Here is a 16,247-nt window from a genome sequence, read left to right as displayed (position 1 = left end):
GACTATTCCGCCGCCCGCTCGCCTTCGTTTGCGCTCCAGGCCTTCAGCTTGGCTTCGAGCGTGGACAACAGGCGGGCGGGCGCGCCGTCCAGCTGGCGGCCCAGACGGTGAATCAGGCTGACGGTGGTGTATTCCAGGCTGGCCTCGTGGATGGGCCGCGCCACCAGCGACCCTTCGGCCAGCTCCGTCGTCGCCGCGATCTTGGGCAGGACCGTCACCATCCGCCCGGCCTTTGCGGCCTCACGCATCACATAGATCGACGTGGTGGTCAGTTTCGGCTCCAGCCAGATTTCTTCGCGGCGTTCCGCATCGCGCAGCAGTTGGCGAATCCGCAAGGCGGCGTCGGGCAGACACAGGTCGAACTGGCTCAGGTCCTGAAGCGACAGGGCGTCCATCTGGGCGGCCGGATGATGCGGCGCGCACAGCACCATCAGCGGCTGGGCCGCCGTGGCGCGCACGCGGATCTTGGGCTCGTTGCAGTCATTGAAGATCAGGCCGCAATGGGCGCTGTCGTCCAGCACCCGTTTGACGATGTCCGCCGTCGACAACACGGAAATGGTGACGGACACGCCGGGGTGCTGGCTCTGGAAGCCCTCGATGGTCTCCAGCAGGAAGCCGCCCAGGAAGCCCTCGCCGATCGAGATATCGATCTTGCCCGCCTTCAGCTGACGATAATCGTGCAGGCGATTCTTGAACGCCTCCTCGTTCGACATGCACCCCTGATAATATTCGTAGGTCAGCCGCCCGGCCTCGGTCAGGCGTATCGTGCGGCGTCCGCGCTCGATCAGGGCGACCCCCATTTCCCGCTCAAGCTGGGCGATCTGACGGCTGATGGAAGAGACGGCGACGCCGATCTTGTCGCTGGCCAGGCGCATCGAGCCCAGGCTGGCGGCCTGATAAAAATAGTGCAGCGAGGTGACCTGCATGCCGTTTGTCTCCCAACAGACGATCGAATTCTGCGTTGCGTTTGCCGCAACGATTTTGCGCATTCATACCATCTTGTGAGCGTGACGAAAATGCCGGAGACAGTGCCAAATCTATAATCAGCACTACAAAGAGGTGCTCGTTGACATCCAAGAGAATGCGCGTCGACTGGCGCGGTTACATACCCGCTATAACGACGCCGTTTGATCGCGATGGAGCGATGGACTTTCCTGCGCTCGGGCGATTGCTTGAGTGGCTGCACAGTGAGGGCATGCATGGCCTTGTCGTTGCAGGAACAACTGGCGAGTGGACAAGTATAAGTGCTGTAGAGCGCCATGCGCTTTTCAATGCGGTCGGCGCCCAGATGAAGGGAAAGCTGCCGCTCATCGCGGGCTGCACTGCCTTTACGGCGGCAGAGGTCGTGGACTTCACCATTTCGGCCGCGGCGTCGGGCTTCGAAGGCGCCCTGGTGACCCCGCCGCCCTACATCCGGCCGGGCGACGACGAGATCGTCAACTTCTACCGCGCCGTGTCCGAAGGCTCGGCCCTGCCGATCTGCGTTTATAACTGGCCCCCCGGCACCGGCATCGACATGCCGTACAGCGTGCTGGAGCGTTTGGCGGCGCTTGAGAACGTGGTCGCCATCAAGCAATCGACGGGCGACCTTCGGGCCTTCACCCAGACCTATTTTGGCCTGAAGGATCAGGTGCGGGTGTTCGGCCACAGCATGGACGACGCCGGTCTAGCCCTGCTGAAGGGTGCGGGCGGCGACGGAACCATGGGGGCGGGCGGCGTGCTTGGCCGCGCGCAGCCGGACTTCTATAATCACATCTGGGCCGGTGATTTTGACGCGGCGCGGGCGTGCGGACGCCAGGACCGGGTTATTATGGACGCGTGGTACACACCCAATCTGGTCGGACGCTTCGGCTCCGGACCGGCCATCCTGAAGGCGGCCCTTAACGTGCAGAACCTGCCGGGCGGTCATGTCCGCGCGCCGTTGATGGACGTGTCGGATCGGGATCTGGACAGCATCCGCGCGACCCTGGCCAGCCTGGGGCGTGTCTGAGCAGGATGCGAAGCGTCGATGTTCTGGTGATCGGCGGCGGACTGGTGGGCTGCGCAACAGCCTGCCGTCTCGCCGGCGCCGGGGCGTCGGTCGAACTGATCGAGGCGTCGTATCTGAACGCGGGGGCGTCGGGCGCCAATGCGGGCTCGCTGCATTTCCAGATCGAGCGCCGGTTTCTTGAGAATGGCGACGCTCTGGCCGATCAGGCGGCGCAGATCCTGAGCCTGAACCGTCTGGCCATCGACGAATGGCGTGGGCTTGAGGCGGAACTGGGCGACAGCCTGCACGTCCATATGCGTGGCGGTCTGATGGTGGCCCAGACCCCGCAGGAGCTCGCCCTGCTGGAGGCCAAGGTTGCGCGTGAAACGGCGGGCGGCCTGCCCAGCCGCTTGATCGACGGGGAGGAGGCCCGGGCCATCGCGCCCGTTTTGTCGCCATCCATCGTCGCCGCCAGCTATCTGGAATCCGAAGGCCATGCCGATCCCAAGGCTCTGACCCTGGCGTTCGCGGCTGAGGCCGAAAGACAGGGGGCGCGGCTGTCGCTGGGCGCACGGGCCGTCGCCGCGCGCCGTGTGCATGACGGATATGAGATCACCGTGGAGACGGGGCGCACACGTTCGTCTATCCGCGCTTCAAAGGTGCTGATCGCCGCCGGCGCCTGGAGCGGGCGCATGGGCGAACTGTTCAACCTGCACCTGCCGATTTTTCCGGTCGCCCTGCTGATGAATGTGACAGAGCGCGCGCCGCCTCTGATCGATCAACTGATCCAGCATGTCGGTCGGCGCCTGTCGATGAAACAGGCCTATGCGGGCAATATTCTGATCGGCGGCGGCTGGCCGTCGCGGATGAGGCTTGACGCCTCGGGCAGGTTTGATCCGGGCCAGCAGGCGGACCTGATCGAGACCTCGTTGCGGGGCAATCTGGCGGTGGCGGTCGATGTCGCGCCCCAGGTCGCGCAACTGAACCTGATACGCAGCTGGACCGCCGTGACCGCCGTGACAGCGGATCAACTGCCGCTGGTGGGTGAAGTCCCCCAGGCGCCGGGCGTCTATGTGGCGGCGGGCGGATCGGCCTTCACATTGGGCCCCACCTTCGCGCGTCTGTTGGCGCGACAGATTCTGGACGAACCGGAAGACCGGCTGCGCCTGTTCTCGCCCGCCCGCTTCAGCCACCTCAACAGCTTCATGGGGATGGCCGGTGCGTAGCCGTCAGGGCGTGGTTCGCGGACGGCCCCTCAGCCTTCAGATCGATGGCCGGGTGATCGAAGCCTATGAGGGGGAGACCCTGGCCGCGGCCATGCTGGCGGTGGATGCGCGCGTCTTCCGACGCGACACCCAGGACCGGCCGCGCGGCCTGTTCTGCAACATGGGCGTCTGCAGCGAATGTCTGGTCGATGTGACGCAAGCCGGTCAGCCGACGCGAAGGCTTCGCGCCTGCGTGACGGACGTGCAGGCGGACATGGTTGTTTCGACAACGCGTGCCGAAACATGAACGTGCGCGAAGACTATGATCTGATCGTCGTCGGCGGCGGTCCTGCGGGGCAGGCGGCCTGTCTGGCGCTGCAGGACCGATTGGCGCGTGTCGCCGTCATCGACGAGCAGTCGCGGCCCGGCGGGCAGATTCTGCGCCAGCCGCCGCGCGCCTTCACTGTCTCGAACTGGCAGGCGGGCGGGACGTACCGCAAACTTAAGGCTCAGCTGCGCGCCTTTGAGACCTTGAGCGGGGTGGACTGGCTGGGCGGGCGATCGGTTCTGGATGTCCGGGCCGAGGGCGACGGCTGGCGGGTTCTGGTTTCCGACGGGGCGCAGGTCGCCAGTCTGCGGACGCGACGGGTTCTGATCGCGGCAGGCTGCTATGACATGACCACGCCCTTGCCGGGCTGGACCTTGCCGGGCGTGATGAGCGCGGGGGCGGTGCAGGCCTTCGTCAAGAGCCAGCGGCTGACGCCGGGCCGACGCATTGCGCTTGCGGGCAGCCATCCTCTGCAGTTGCTGGTCGCCGAACAGATCATCGAGGCGGGCGGCGAAGTGCCGGCCCTGGCCTTCGCGCAGTCCCTTCAATCCGCACTCGTCCAGGCGGCGCGGCGGCCGATGACGGTGCTGGCCCATGCGCCCCAGTTGCTGAAGGTGCTGCTGGGCGGATTGCGTCTGACGGCGTCGGGCTGTCGGATCAGGTTCGGCGATCGGCCGGTCGAGGTCGTGGGAGAGGAACAGGTCCAGGCCCTGCGCCTGGCGTCGGGCGCGCAGATCGACTGTGACGCCGTCGCCCTGTGTTTCGGTTTTCTGCCGCAGTCGGACCTGGTGCGCGGAATGGGTCTGAACGTCCTTCAGGGACGGTTCGGCGGCTGGACCGCCGTCCATGATCCGTGGATGCGAAGCTCGCGTCCCGGCGTCTATGTCGCCGGTGAGACGACGGGCGTGAAGGGGGCGGAGGCGGCCGGGGCCGAGGGGGCGCTGGCGGGGCTCGCCATCGCTCTGGACGAAGGCTTGATCACGAGCGTCGAGGCGGAGCGGCGGGCGCGCGGCCCGCGCAGGCGCCGGGGGCGGGCCATAAGATTCGCCGAACTGCTGGACGCGATCGCCGATCCGTCTGTCTTCCTGTCTCAGGCCCAGCCTGCCGACACCATCCTGTGCCGGTGCGAGGATGTGACGCAGGGCGCTGTCGACGCCGCTGTCGCGACCGTGGAAACCCCCAATGCGGTGAAGCTTTCGACCCGTTGCGGCATGGGGCCGTGCCAGGGGCGAAACTGCGAACATTTGCTGCTGCAGCGCATGAATAGTGTCGAAAAAGCCCCTCAGGGGTTCCGTGCGCGCTTCCCGGCGCGGCCGGTGCGAATCGGTGACCTGACGGCCTGATATCTGTTGCGTTCAACGCAACGATCTTTGCAAACCCACTCATTGTTTGCTTCGTCAGACCGACACAAAACTATCACCAGGGAAGGCGAGGCTGTTAGACCAAGGGGAAGGTTATGGCTGAGAACCACACTGCCGGGGAGGGCGGTCGGCCTGCGTTCAACGTTGTCGACCACGTGTCCTGGACCGTTCCGGATCTGGACGCCGCACTCGCATTCTATCGCGATGTGCTGGGGGCGGCGGAGCTCTATCGCATGGGGCCGCTGGATGCGGCGGACCTGCCGGTCGGGACTGATGGGCGCGACTGGATGGCGTCGCATGTCGGGGTTTCCGGCGCGCGTCTGACGCTGGTCATGCTGAAGTTGAGCGACAATCTCAACTTCCAGCTGGTCCAGTACGACAAGCCGTCGGATCGGCGTCAGGATGTGCCGCGCAACTGTGATCGCGGCGGGCATCACCTCGCGTTCCGGGTCGATGATGTCGAAGCCGCCGCCGTCTGGCTGGCGCAGCACGGCTGCACGCCGCTGGAGGTGATCGAGATCGCCGAAGGCCCGCTGGCCGGCAAGAAGAACCTCTACATTCAGGACCCCTTCGGGCATCAGCTCGAACTGGTCGATTGAGCGGAGACGACCATGCCCATCACCAAGATCAATCCGCCCCATCTGTATGAAAGCGTGCCGTTCGGCTTTTCCCATGCGGCGCTTCAGGAAGGCGGCCGCACCCTGCATCTGGCGGGTCAGGTGGCCTGGGACGCCCAGTGCAATGTCATCGGCGAGGGCGATCTGGCCCGCCAGGTCGAGGTCGCGCTGCAGAACCTGTCCGCCGTGCTGGCCGAGGCGGGCGCGGATGCTGGGAACCTGGTGCGTCTGCGGACCTATATCGTTGACAACACGCCCGAAAAACTCGGGATCGTGGTCGGCGCCATCAACCGTTTCTATGCCGGAGCCACGCCAGCGCCCAACACGGTCGTCGGTGTTTCCGGCCTGGCCCTGCCGGACTTCCTCGTCGAGATCGAGGCCACAGCCAGCCTCGACTAGAGGCGCACCTTTTTCGCCCCGGGCTCTGTCCGCGGCGTCCTTCAACACAAGAATAGCGTTCTGGAGTTTCAGTCTTGATTTGCAGTTTCACGCGACAGCGCCTGTTGGCGTCCACCATGATCGGCGGCTTCGCCGCCATCGCCTTCGCCGCAGCCCCTGCCGCCGCCCAGACCGAGGATTCGGACGGCGTCTCCTCCGTCGGCGAGATCGTCGTCACGGGTTCGCGCATCGTCCGTCAGGACTACAACTCCACCAGCCCGATCGTCACGGTCGGTCGTGAGGACTTCCAGGCGGCGGGTTCGGTGACGGCCGAAACCCTGATGAACGACATGCCGCAGTTCATGCCGGGCACCAGCCACGGCTCGGTCAATCCCGGCAACGGCGGTCAGGCGAACCTGAACCTGCGTGGTCTGGGCACCAACCGCACCCTGGTGCTGATGAACGGCCGCCGCATCGTGCCGTCCAACGCCAACGGCACGGTCGACATCAACATCCTGCCCGCCGCCCTGATCCGCAATGTCGAGGTCATCTCGGGCGGCGCCTCGGCAGCCTATGGTTCGGACGCCCTGGCGGGCGTGGCCAACTTCATCATCGATGAAAGCTTCTCGGGCGTTCACATCGACGCCCAGTACGGCGAGACCGAGCGCGGCGACGGCGCGACCCAAAGCTACACCATCACCATGGGCGGCAACTTCAACGACGACCGCGGCAACGCTGTCTTCTCGATCGGCCGTTCGACCCGTGAAGCCATCATGAGCGTGGCGCGCGACTTCTCGGCCGTGTCGGGCCGCAACAGCGTCTCGCCTCTGGGTCTGACGACCTTCGACTCGGCCAACCTGCCCAGCCAGTCGTTCCTCAACACCTATCTGAACTGCGCCAACTGCGTCACCCCGACGGGCGAGTTCGGCTATAACCCCGACGGTTCGCTGTTCAGCTATCTGGGCGCGCACAACTTCAAGAGCCCGGGCGGCCCAGCCTATGACGCCTATCATCAGCCGGGCGTCGCCTGGGCGTTCAACACCGGCGCCACGGGCATGCTCAGCATCCCGCTGGAGCGTTGGAACGGCTATGCCGGCGCGCGCTACAAGCTGACGGACTCTGCGGAGCTGTACGGCAACATGCTGTACACCCAGTATTCGTCCGACATCCGTCTGGCTGCGACGCCGATGCCTGGTCCGTCACCGACCTACGGCTTCCGCATTCCGTCGACCAACCCCTTCATCTCCAGCGACCTGCGCGCCTTCCTGAACTCGCGCGCCGATCCGAATGCGTCGTTCGGCTACAACAAGCGTTTTGACGCCATCGGCGGCCGTCTGGCCCGCGACAGCACCACGGTCTTCCAAGTGACGACCGGCGTGCGCGGCGACCTGCCGTTCCGCGACTGGCGCTATGACGTCAGCGCCCAGTACGGCCGTGTCGACAACTCGACCGAACAGTCGGGCAACGTGTCGCGTTCGGCGGTCCAGCGCCTGCTGGACGATCCCACCGGCGGCGCCAACATCTGCGAAGGCGGCTTCAACCCGTTCGGCCTGACCAGCCTGTCGGCGGCCTGCATCAACTACATCAACCGCAACAGCAAGAACGCCACCCTCAGCGAGCAGTCGATCGTCGAGGCCTCGATCCAGGGCGGCCTGTTCGAACTGCCTGCCGGTCAGGTGCGTTTCGCAGCGGGCGTCCAGTATCGTGAGGACACCTTCTCCTTCCGTCCCGACGCGGGTCTGTCGCAGAGCAATCCCATCGTCGACCACCTGGGCGCCAACGGGCTTCCGGACGGCGGCAAGATCGGCGGCGTGGAAGTCGCAGGCTTCAACCCGGTCCAGCCCCTGACGGGTTCGACCAACTCGACCGAGTTCTTCATCGAAGCCCTGATCCCGGTCGTGGCGGACCTGCCGTTCGTCCAGAGCCTGGATCTGAACCTGGCCTATCGCTACTCGGACTACGCCACCATAGGCGGCGTCAGCGCCTACAAGGCTGATGTCGACTGGGCTGTATTCGACGGCCTGCGCGTTCGCGGCGGTCTGCAACGCGCCGTGCGTGCGCCGTCCATCGGCGAACTGTACGGCAACCGCGACATCGACTCGCCCCAGATCGGCGCGCCTCAGAACGCAGCGGGCGCTCCGGTGTTCGGCGGCGACCCGTGCGATATCCGCGGCGCATACCGCAATGGTCCGAACGCGGCGCAGGTGAAGGCCTTGTGCCTGGCGCAGGGTCTCTCGGCCGCGGCCATCGACAGCTATGTCTTCAACAGCACCCAGATTCAGGGCTTCGTCGGGGGCAACCGCGATTTGAAGGAAGAAACGGCTGACTCCTGGACCCTGGGCGCCGTCTATCGCCCGAAGTTCGATCACCCGCTGCTGTCGCGCGTCTCGGCCTCAGTCGACTACTACAGCATCGAGATCAAGGACGTGATCGGCAGCATCACCGCCGCGAACCAGCTGCAGGGCTGCTTCAACGCCACGGGCCTGACCAACGCCACCTATGATGTGAACAACGGCTATTGCCAGCTGTTCCAACGCGACGCCTCCACGGGCAACATCGTCAACAGCCTGGGCCTGCTGCAGAACCTGGCGACGATGAAGACCTCGGGCGTCGACCTTCAGGTGGACTGGGGCTTCGATCTGGTCGACGCAGGCCTGCCGGACGTAGGGTCGCTGAACCTCAACTTCGTGGTCGGCTGGCTGGAGACCTGGGAGCGTCAGGACGCCGCCGGCGGTCCGTTCAACGCCCGCACCGGCACGATCGACTCGACCAACGGCTTCACCTTCCCGGAATGGAAGTTCCTGACCTCGGTGAACTACAAGTACGGCGATTACGGCGTGGGCGTTCGCTGGCGCCGGGTCGGCGAAATGCAGATCTACAACACCGCCAACAAGCTGGACGCCATCGACTACTTCGACCTGATGGGCACCTGGACGGTGAACGAGCGTGTCTCGCTGCGTGCAGGCGTCAACAACCTGACGGACCAGGCGCCTCGTACCTGGACGCCGGGCATCCAGGCCAACACCGACCCGTCGACCTATGACACCCTGGGACGGCGTTACTTCGTGGGTCTGACGTCGCGCTTCTGATCGCGACTTCAGGCAAGGCTTGACGGCGATGATGGCCCCATGATCGCCGTTGGTCCCCCTGTGTTGCGTTTCAGGGGGAAGTGCGCGGCGTATTTCGCGCATGAAGCAGCTCCCGGTCGTAGGGCCGGGAGCTGCATCAGTACAAAGAGGAATGGCTTATGAGACGGCGTGAATTGCTTCTGGGCGCGGCAGGCGCCGCAACGGCTGCGGTGGTCATGTCCACGCCGGTTTCGGCCGCCATTCTGGGCCAGGACGACGTCCGCGCCCGCTTCGCCCAGGTGGTCCGCGACGGCCAGCGGGCGGACGATGCGCTCAATCCGCTGGGGCTGGCCCGGCGCGGAGAGCGCCCGATCGGCGACCTGTTCGTCGATCCCCTCAGCGACGCCTATGCGGCCAAGCTGGAGCAGAACAAGCGCGGCGAGCTGCGCGCCCTGGCGGCCATCGACCGCGCGGCCCTGCCGCCCGGCGACCAGATCGCCTATGACGTCTTCCGCTATCAAGCCGAAAAGGCGCTGGAGGACATCGACAGCGGCGTCTTCGCCATCCGCCGCATGGCCCCGCTGAATGCCTCGTTCGGGCTTCATGTCGAGTTCCCGGACTATATGTCCTCGGCCAGCGGCTTCGACACGGTTCAGGACTACGAGGACCGGCTGGTCCAGCTGGACGGCTTCACCGGCTTCATGACCGCGACGGTCGCGCGCCTGCGCCAGGGCATGGCGGCGGGCTATCATCAGCCGCGCATCGTGGTCCGCAATGTCCTGGGACAGGTCGAGGCCTTCCTGTCCCTGCCGGTGGATCAGAGCCCGCTCTATTCGCCCGTCACCCGCTTCCCCGACGCCATTGGCGCGGCGGACCGGACGCGCCTGGAGGCGGCCTATCGCCAGGCGGTGGAGCAACGCGCCTATCCGGCCTACGCCCTGTGGCGCGACTTCCTGCGGGACGAATACCTGCCGCATGCCACCGAGGGCGCGGGCCTGTGGGCGATGAAGGACGGGGCGCGGGTCTATGCCTCCGACCTGGTCCGCCACACCACCACGACCATGGCCGCCGAGGAGATCCACCGCGTCGGCCTGAAAGAGGTTGCCAGCATCCGCGAGGAGATGGAGGGCGCACGCCGCGCCGCCGGGTTCCAGGGCGACCTGTCCGCCTTCTTCGAACATGTCCGCACCGAACCCAGCTTCTATTACACCAAGCCCGCTGACCTGATCGCCCACTTCGAACGCATCGAGGCCAAGGTCTGGCAGAAGATGCCGGAACTGTTCTCGCGGCGGCCCAAGGCGGCGTTCGAGGTGCGTCCCCTGCCTGCGCTGGGCGACCAAAGGGGCACGGGCTATTACCGCCCCGGCCCGCCTGACGCCTCGCAACCCGGCGTGCTGTATTTCAACATGGCGATGCTGAACACGCGCCCCATCCCGACGCTGGAGACCCTGGCGCTGCACGAGGGCGTGCCCGGCCACCACTATCAGATCTCGTTGGTTCAGGAGGACGCCAGCCTGCCGGACCTGCTGCGGTTCCGTTTGGCGCCTGCAACCGCCTACAGCGAGGGATGGGGCCTGTACGCCGAGTCTCTGGGCAAGGATCTGGGCCTGTTCACCGACCCCTACCAATGGTTCGGCCATCTGGACATGGAGATGCTGCGGGCGGTGCGTCTGGTGGTCGACACCGGCCTGCACGCCCTGCGCTGGGACCGCCAGCAGGCCATCGACTACATGCTGGCCAACACCTCGATGGCCGAGCGGGACGTGGCGGTCGAGATCGACCGATATATCACCAACGCCGGTCAGGCCTGCGCCTACAAGATCGGCGAACTGAAGATCCAGGAACTGCGCCAGCGCAGCGAACAGGCGCAAGGGACAGCCTTCGACATCCGCCGCTTCCACGATCAGATTCTGGACACGGGCGCCCTGCCGCTGGACGTGCTGGAAGCCAAGATCGACCGCTGGCTGAGCGAAGCCTGATGGGCGTGTGCAGCGGCGGACGGGGGACATGGGCATGAACCGACGGCAGATGCTGGCCGGCGTCGCCGCCGCTGCGGCGGCGACGGGGATCACGGGCGGCGCGGCTCACGCTGCGGGGACGCAGGATGCGCGTCTGGCTGCGATGCTGGACCGGCACGCGATCTCGTTGCGGGCGCTGGGCGGGGATGACGACGGCCCCGTCGGCGACCGCTCGCTGGAGGGCAGGGCCGCCGCCCGACGCGCCAACACCCAGCGGATCAGCGAACTGGCCAGCGTCCCGCGCGACAGCCTGTCGGCGACCGCCCGGATCGACCACGACACCGCCGCCTTCGTGTACGGCGTGCTGGACGATCAGCTTGCGCGGCCCGGCACGATCGACCTGGACCTGCGGCCCAGCCCCTATGTCGTAAGCCAGATGAACGGCGCCTACTACTGGCTGCCGTCACAACTGGGCGTGCGGCTGAAGCCGGACGACGCCGCCAGCCGCAGCGCCTATCTGGACACTATCGCCGCCCTGGCGCGGGGTGTGGATCAGGAAAGCGCGCGCATCCTTCATGACGGCGCGCAGGGCGTCACGCCGCCAGATTTCGTTCTGGCCGCGACCCTGGCGCAGGTTCGGGGGCTGCGTGACAGTGATCCGGCCGCCAACCCCCTGTTGTCGCGGACGGTCGGTGCCGATCCCGAACTGGCGGCGCAGGCGGTGCAGCAGTTCCGTCAGCTTGTCGCACCCGCGCTTGACCGGCAGGCTGCGGCGCTGGAGACGCTGACGGGGCGCGCGACATCGACAGCGGGCGTCTGGGCTCAGCCGGACGGTGACGCCAACTACGCCTCGTCCCTGCGGGCCAACACCACGACCAGCATCCCGCCCGCCGCGCTTCACCGGATGGGGCTGGACTGGGTGCGCGAACTCAGCGGCGAGATCGACCATGACCTGCGCGCGGTCGGCCTGACCGAAGGCTCGGTCGGCGAACGCATCGCCGCCCTCAACATCGACCCCCGTTTCCGTCAGCCCGACACGGATCAGGGTCGGGCGGCGGTCCAGAAGCAGGCCGAGGCCTATCTGGCCGCCGCGCGGGGGCGTCTGCCGCGCGCCCTGACGCCGCTGATCGACACTCCGGTCGAGGTGCGCCGCATGCCGCGCACCAGCGAGGATAGCTCGCCCGTCGCCTTCTACAACGCCGGGCATGACGGGGCGCCGGGGGGCGTGCTGCTGAACCTGAAGACGCCCAGCGACCTGCCGTCGTGGCGCCTGCCGACCCTGATCCACCATGAGGGCGTGCCTGGACACCACACCCAGTCGGCGGTGATGCGCGACGCGGGCGCCCTGTCGGCCTTCCGTCGCACGGCGCGTTTTTCGGCCTGGACCGAGGGCTGGGCCCTGTATGCCGAACACATGGCCGATGAGATCGGCGCCTATCAGGACGATCCGTTCGGTCGCATAGGCTATCTACAGGCCCAGCTCTGGCGCGCGGGCCGCGTCGTCGTCGACACCGGCCTGCACCACGAACGCTGGAGCCGCGAGCAGGCCGTGGCCTATATGGTCGATGTCGTCGGCGAACTGCCCGGCCCGACGGCGCGAGAAGTCGACCGTTACTGCGTCTATCCGGGGCAGGCCTGCTGCTTCATGGTCGGCAAGCAACAGCTTGTCGCGTCGCGCGAGACGGCGCGGGCGGCGATGGGCGGCCGGTTCGCCCTGGGCGACTACAATAATCTGATCCTGCGTTCCGGACCGCTTCCGATGGAGGTTCTGGACGCCATGGTGCGACAATGGAGTGCTGCGTAATGCGTCGTCGTGATCTTCTGGCAGGCGTTGCGGCGCTGGGCGTTCTGACGCCGTTGTCGGCCTGCGCGAGCACGAGCGCTGCTCTGGGCGAGACGTCCGCTGACCGGCGCCTGACGGCGATGCTGGAGCGCCACGCCGAGGCCTTGAGCGAACAGGGCGGCGGATCAGAACGCCTGGGCGACTATTCTCTGGCCGGGCGGGCTCGGGCGCGTCAGGCCAATGCGGCCCGCCTGGCCGAGCTGCGCACCGTGGACCGAGCAGTCCTGTCGCCCCGCGCCGCCGTCGACTACGACACCGCCCTGTTTGTCTATCAGGCGATGGCCGATCAATACGGCCGCTACGGCTTCTCCGACATCAATCTGCGCCCCAGCCCCTATGTGGTCAGCCAGATGAACGGCGCCTATTACTGGCTGCCCGAAGGGATCAGTTCGCGCTCGCCCATGTCCACGGCGGCGGACGCAGAAGCTTATCTGGCCAAGCTGAACCAACTGGCGGTGGTGCTGGATCAGGAAACGGAACAGATCATCCATGACGCGGGACTGGGCGTCATCCCGCCCAGCTTCATCCTGGCCAAGACGGTGGCCCAGATCGGCAAGCTGCGCGACACGGCACCTGGTGAAAACCCGCTACTGGCCTCGGCGTTCGAACGCGCCCGCTCTGCTGGCCTGAACGATCTTCCGACCCGGGCCGAGGCTGTGTTCCGTACCCGGATTCAACCCGCCCTGACACGCCAAATCGACGCCCTGTCGGCCCTGAAGCCGCGCGCCACCGATCAGGCGGGCGTCTGGGCCAAGCCGGACGGCGACGCCTATTATGTCTCGGGCCTGCATTCGAACTCGACCGCCAGCTACTCTCCCGCCGAACTGCATCAACTGGGGCTTAAGTGGGTGCGTGACCTGTCGTCAGAGATCGACCGGCTGCTGCGCGAACAGGGCCTGACCGAAGGCAGCGTCGGCGAACGCATGACCAGGCTGGATCATGATCCGCGCTTCCTGAGCCCGGACACTGAGGCTGGCCGCCAGTCCATCATCGACGCCGCCAATGCGCGCCTGGACGTGGTGCGCGCCTGTCTGCCGCGCGGCTTCACCGTCATTCCGAACGACCCTGTGGTGGTTCGGCGCGTGTCGCCCGCCATTGAGAATGGCGCGCCCGGCGGCTTCTACAGCGCCAGCAGCGACCCGAACCAGCCGTCGGTCATCTTCATCAATCTGCGCTCGGTCGAGGAGAACGCCCTGTGGCGCATCCCGACCCTGCTGCACCACGAAGGCATTCCGGGCCACCACTTCCAGGCGGGCGCCTTGAGGGCGGCGGGCGAACTGTCGCTGTTCCGCCGTACGGTGCGGTTTTCGGCCTGGACCGAGGGTTGGGCGCTGTACGCCGAGCAACTGGCCGATGAGATCGGCGCCTATGAAAATGATCCGTTCGGCCGCATCGGCTATCTGCAGGGTCAACTGTTCCGCGCCTGCCGCGTGGTGGTCGACACCGGTCTTCACCATGCCCGCTGGACCCGCGACCAGGCCATCGACTGGATGGTCGCCAACGCCGGCGAACACCGTGACGCCGCCGAACGCGAGATCGACCGTTACTGCGTCTATCCGGGCCAGGCCTGCAGCTTCATGGTCGGCAAACAGGGCATCCTGGCCTCACGCGAAAAGGCCCGCGCCACGCTGGGCGACCGTTTCGACCTGCGCAAATACAACGACCTGATCCTAGCCTCCGGTCCTCTGCCGGTCGATGTGCTGGACGCCATGGTCGCGCATTGGGCCGCCAAGGCTTAATAGCCGATGAGGCAACTTCGTTCTTCGCTAGGCTCAGGCCCCAGCGATGTGAGGCGCGCGACCTGATTCAGGCTTCTGGGGAGTGTGGATATGAGTGACCTGTGCTGGCTGACGGACGAGCAGATGACTCGGCTGGAGCCCTATTTCCCCAACTTTCGCAGCGAATGCAGAGGTTGGCGAGGCCGTCACCCTTGGTGACTAGAGGAGAGGGGCCAAGGATCGTTAGCCGCTTCCAGTCCGAACATGGTTGCGCAAATGACGCCGGTCTGTCGAGGTTTTGCAGCCGTGGCCGTGTCGTCGCTTACGATCTCCAGCAGCAGGGCTTCCCAACCTTTCAGAGCTGAGCGCTTATCGACCATATACTCATTCAAGTCATAGCGCGCGCTGGAAACTTGGGCGCCTCCGCCTGTGTCGGAGCTATGGCCGAGCACCTTGGAGCGGATGAGCGGCGATACCCGTAGGCGCTCGCTCGTCACTGCGGTCGATCCGGTGCGGCGTAGGTCGTGCACTGTCCGGTCGTCGACGCCTATCAGCTCTCTCAATCGACTCATCGCACGCGTCAGTGCGGCCGACTTCATCGGCTTGGTGGTGTCGCGCGGGGGCGTGGAACACGGGGCCCGACATCCGGTCAGAAGGTAGGCCGGAAAGGGTTATCGCCTTGCGGATCAGTTCCACGGAGTACGGCGGCAGCGGGACTTGATGTGGGCGACCTGACTTCATCCGATCCGGGAAAATGCTTCAGGCGCCTTGATCGAGATCTAGCTCTGACAGGTCCATGCCTACGATCTGCGTTCGACGTTGAAGGAGCAGCATGGAGAGTTGGAGACAGCCTTATTCCAAGATGGAGATCGCTGTCGCCTTCTCGGGCAGGGTGCTTGAGGCGCAAACTATCGTCCATCACCTGCAGCAGCCTGTCGAACCTAGGGGCCCCCGAAGGCGGTGAGCCGCGGGTTGAACCGAACGCGCTTGGCGAGTGGACTCGTCGGCTTGTGGAGCGCTACTTCGCCAGCCACAACGAGCGACACAGTGCAACCGTGACGCTGATCATCTTTGGTTGGTCTGGACAGACGCCTTGGCACCAGACGGTCCGCTGGGACAGAACCGCGGCCACCTTGGAAAGTGGTGTCTTCGACGACGAGACGTTCCTACATGCGGGCGAGGATGCCAAGTTCGTCCATGACGCCGTAACCGAACTCCGGTCGGCGATCATGGGCCACAAGCGCAGAATGGCGAATGTCTTTGAGGGCGAGGATGGTGTTCACGAGGCCGAGAAAGTCAGCAGCCAGCATGATAGCGCCGCCCGGCGCGTTGCAGAGCAGAGCCTGATCGACAAAATCCTTAGCGAGGCCAACGAATCGATCGGCGGAACCCTGCAAAAGCTGGAACTAGCGCCGGGGCAGCGCGCCGCCTGCACGCGGATGTCGGCTGAGTACTCACTGGATCAAGACATGAATCTTTCAGCAGACGGTCTGCTATTTCGGATCGACTACACCGAGGAGATGGGGCGACCCTGCGGGGGACCGCGAGCTACGACCTCGGCCTAACGGCGATCCAATCGAGCGCATTTGCCTCCAGCCGCTTCGCAAGCGGTGCAAGGTCCGATCGAACCCGAAGTGGATCGCGGCGGCAGTCGAACGTCGGCTTTCCGGGCTGCTCCCAGTGTCCGCTATGGGCCGATTTCGTTGAAAAAGGCGGCCTGGGCAATTGGCATGAGGGCGCAGCGCTGATTCACTCTGGTCGTTGAGGCTGGAGATCCAGCGATGATGGGCGAGCGGCGGGTC

13 protein-coding genes are annotated in these 16,247 nt (G+C 65.9%); 11 read left to right on the top strand and 2 right to left on the bottom strand.

Annotated elements, in window-relative coordinates; translation table 11 throughout:
- Positions 1 to 2: 2 nt before the first annotated feature.
- Positions 3 to 926, bottom strand: a complete 924-nt coding sequence (locus JKF87_RS17530; protein WP_201101173.1) for a LysR family transcriptional regulator — start codon at positions 924 to 926, stop codon at positions 3 to 5.
- Positions 927 to 1,081: 155 nt separating this feature from the next.
- On the opposite strand from JKF87_RS17530, the gene JKF87_RS17525 reads away from it, so the two are divergent.
- From JKF87_RS17525 to JKF87_RS17480, 10 genes are all read left to right on the top strand, one after another.
- On the top strand, positions 1,082 to 1,990 hold the full coding sequence (locus JKF87_RS17525) for a dihydrodipicolinate synthase family protein (RefSeq protein WP_201101193.1): 909 nt from the start codon (positions 1,082 to 1,084) through the stop codon (positions 1,988 to 1,990).
- 5 nt (positions 1,991 to 1,995) lie between these two features.
- Positions 1,996 to 3,195: an NAD(P)/FAD-dependent oxidoreductase gene (locus JKF87_RS17520; protein ID WP_201101172.1), complete on the top strand. Its 1,200-nt coding sequence runs from the start codon at positions 1,996 to 1,998 to the stop codon at positions 3,193 to 3,195.
- Positions 3,188 to 3,481 carry a (2Fe-2S)-binding protein gene (locus JKF87_RS17515; protein WP_201101171.1) on the top strand — a complete coding sequence of 98 codons (294 nt, stop codon included), beginning with the start codon at positions 3,188 to 3,190 and terminating at the stop codon, positions 3,479 to 3,481. Before JKF87_RS17520 ends, JKF87_RS17515 begins: the two co-directional genes overlap by 8 nt.
- The gene (locus JKF87_RS17510) at positions 3,478 to 4,845 is read left to right on the top strand and encodes an FAD-dependent oxidoreductase (protein WP_201101170.1); all 1,368 of its coding nucleotides are present in this window, start codon (positions 3,478 to 3,480) and stop codon (positions 4,843 to 4,845) included. The genes JKF87_RS17515 and JKF87_RS17510 overlap by 4 nt, the downstream gene beginning before the upstream one ends.
- 113 nt (positions 4,846 to 4,958) lie before the next feature.
- Positions 4,959 to 5,462, top strand: a complete 504-nt coding sequence (locus JKF87_RS17505; protein ID WP_201101169.1) for a VOC family protein — start codon at positions 4,959 to 4,961, stop codon at positions 5,460 to 5,462.
- 12 nt (positions 5,463 to 5,474) lie between these two features.
- The gene (locus JKF87_RS17500) at positions 5,475 to 5,879 is read left to right on the top strand and encodes a RidA family protein (RefSeq protein WP_201101168.1); all 405 of its coding nucleotides are present in this window, start codon (positions 5,475 to 5,477) and stop codon (positions 5,877 to 5,879) included.
- A gap of 104 nt (positions 5,880 to 5,983) precedes the next feature.
- A complete protein-coding gene (locus JKF87_RS17495; protein WP_307418332.1) occupies positions 5,984 to 8,947 on the top strand; it encodes a TonB-dependent receptor domain-containing protein in 2,964 nt (987 codons plus the stop codon).
- Between the two features lie 158 nt (positions 8,948 to 9,105).
- Positions 9,106 to 10,905, top strand: coding sequence for a DUF885 domain-containing protein (locus JKF87_RS17490; RefSeq protein ID WP_201101167.1), 1,800 nt, complete (start codon positions 9,106 to 9,108; stop codon positions 10,903 to 10,905).
- Between the two features lie 34 nt (positions 10,906 to 10,939).
- Positions 10,940 to 12,688 carry a DUF885 domain-containing protein gene (locus JKF87_RS17485; RefSeq protein WP_201101166.1) on the top strand — a complete coding sequence of 583 codons (1,749 nt, stop codon included), beginning with the start codon at positions 10,940 to 10,942 and terminating at the stop codon, positions 12,686 to 12,688.
- Positions 12,688 to 14,466 carry a DUF885 domain-containing protein gene (locus JKF87_RS17480; RefSeq protein WP_236261484.1) on the top strand — a complete coding sequence of 593 codons (1,779 nt, stop codon included), beginning with the start codon at positions 12,688 to 12,690 and terminating at the stop codon, positions 14,464 to 14,466. The genes JKF87_RS17485 and JKF87_RS17480 overlap by 1 nt, the downstream gene beginning before the upstream one ends.
- Positions 14,467 to 14,651: 185 nt before the next feature.
- On the opposite strand, the gene JKF87_RS17475 is transcribed toward JKF87_RS17480, so the two are convergent.
- Positions 14,652 to 15,044 carry a site-specific integrase gene (locus tag JKF87_RS17475; protein WP_201101164.1) on the bottom strand — a complete coding sequence of 131 codons (393 nt, stop codon included), beginning with the start codon at positions 15,042 to 15,044 and terminating at the stop codon, positions 14,652 to 14,654.
- A 411-nt stretch (positions 15,045 to 15,455) separates the two neighbouring features.
- Here JKF87_RS17475 and JKF87_RS17470 point away from each other — a divergent pair, with 411 nt between their 5' ends.
- Entirely contained in the window at positions 15,456 to 16,010 is a 555-nt protein-coding gene (locus tag JKF87_RS17470; RefSeq protein WP_201101163.1) for a hypothetical protein, read from the top strand.
- Positions 16,011 to 16,247: the final 237 nt, after the last annotated feature.

Origin of the sequence: Brevundimonas nasdae (assembly GCF_016654005.1) — a bacterium.
Classification (GTDB): Bacteria; Pseudomonadota; Alphaproteobacteria; order Caulobacterales; family Caulobacteraceae; genus Brevundimonas; species Brevundimonas nasdae.
Note: the sequence above shows the minus strand (reverse complement) of the source record. Positions and strands in the feature narration are given on the sequence as shown.

Excerpts from the sequence above, each read along its gene's own strand:
- JKF87_RS17530 (WP_201101173.1), bottom strand. The coding sequence starts at position 926 with ATGCAGGTCACCTCGCTGCACTATTTTTATCAGGCCGCCAGCCTGGGC.
- JKF87_RS17525 (WP_201101193.1), top strand. The coding sequence starts at position 1,082 with ATGCGCGTCGACTGGCGCGGTTACATACCCGCTATAACGACGCCGTTT.
- JKF87_RS17520 (WP_201101172.1), top strand. The coding sequence starts at position 1,996 with ATGCGAAGCGTCGATGTTCTGGTGATCGGCGGCGGACTGGTGGGCTGC.
- JKF87_RS17510 (WP_201101170.1), top strand. The coding sequence starts at position 3,478 with ATGAACGTGCGCGAAGACTATGATCTGATCGTCGTCGGCGGCGGTCCT.
- JKF87_RS17505 (WP_201101169.1), top strand. The coding sequence starts at position 4,959 with ATGGCTGAGAACCACACTGCCGGGGAGGGCGGTCGGCCTGCGTTCAAC.
- JKF87_RS17500 (WP_201101168.1), top strand. The coding sequence starts at position 5,475 with ATGCCCATCACCAAGATCAATCCGCCCCATCTGTATGAAAGCGTGCCG.
- JKF87_RS17490 (WP_201101167.1), top strand. The coding sequence starts at position 9,106 with ATGAGACGGCGTGAATTGCTTCTGGGCGCGGCAGGCGCCGCAACGGCT.
- JKF87_RS17485 (WP_201101166.1), top strand. The coding sequence starts at position 10,940 with ATGAACCGACGGCAGATGCTGGCCGGCGTCGCCGCCGCTGCGGCGGCG.
- JKF87_RS17480 (WP_236261484.1), top strand. The coding sequence starts at position 12,688 with ATGCGTCGTCGTGATCTTCTGGCAGGCGTTGCGGCGCTGGGCGTTCTG.
- JKF87_RS17475 (WP_201101164.1), bottom strand. The coding sequence starts at position 15,044 with ATGAAGTCGGCCGCACTGACGCGTGCGATGAGTCGATTGAGAGAGCTG.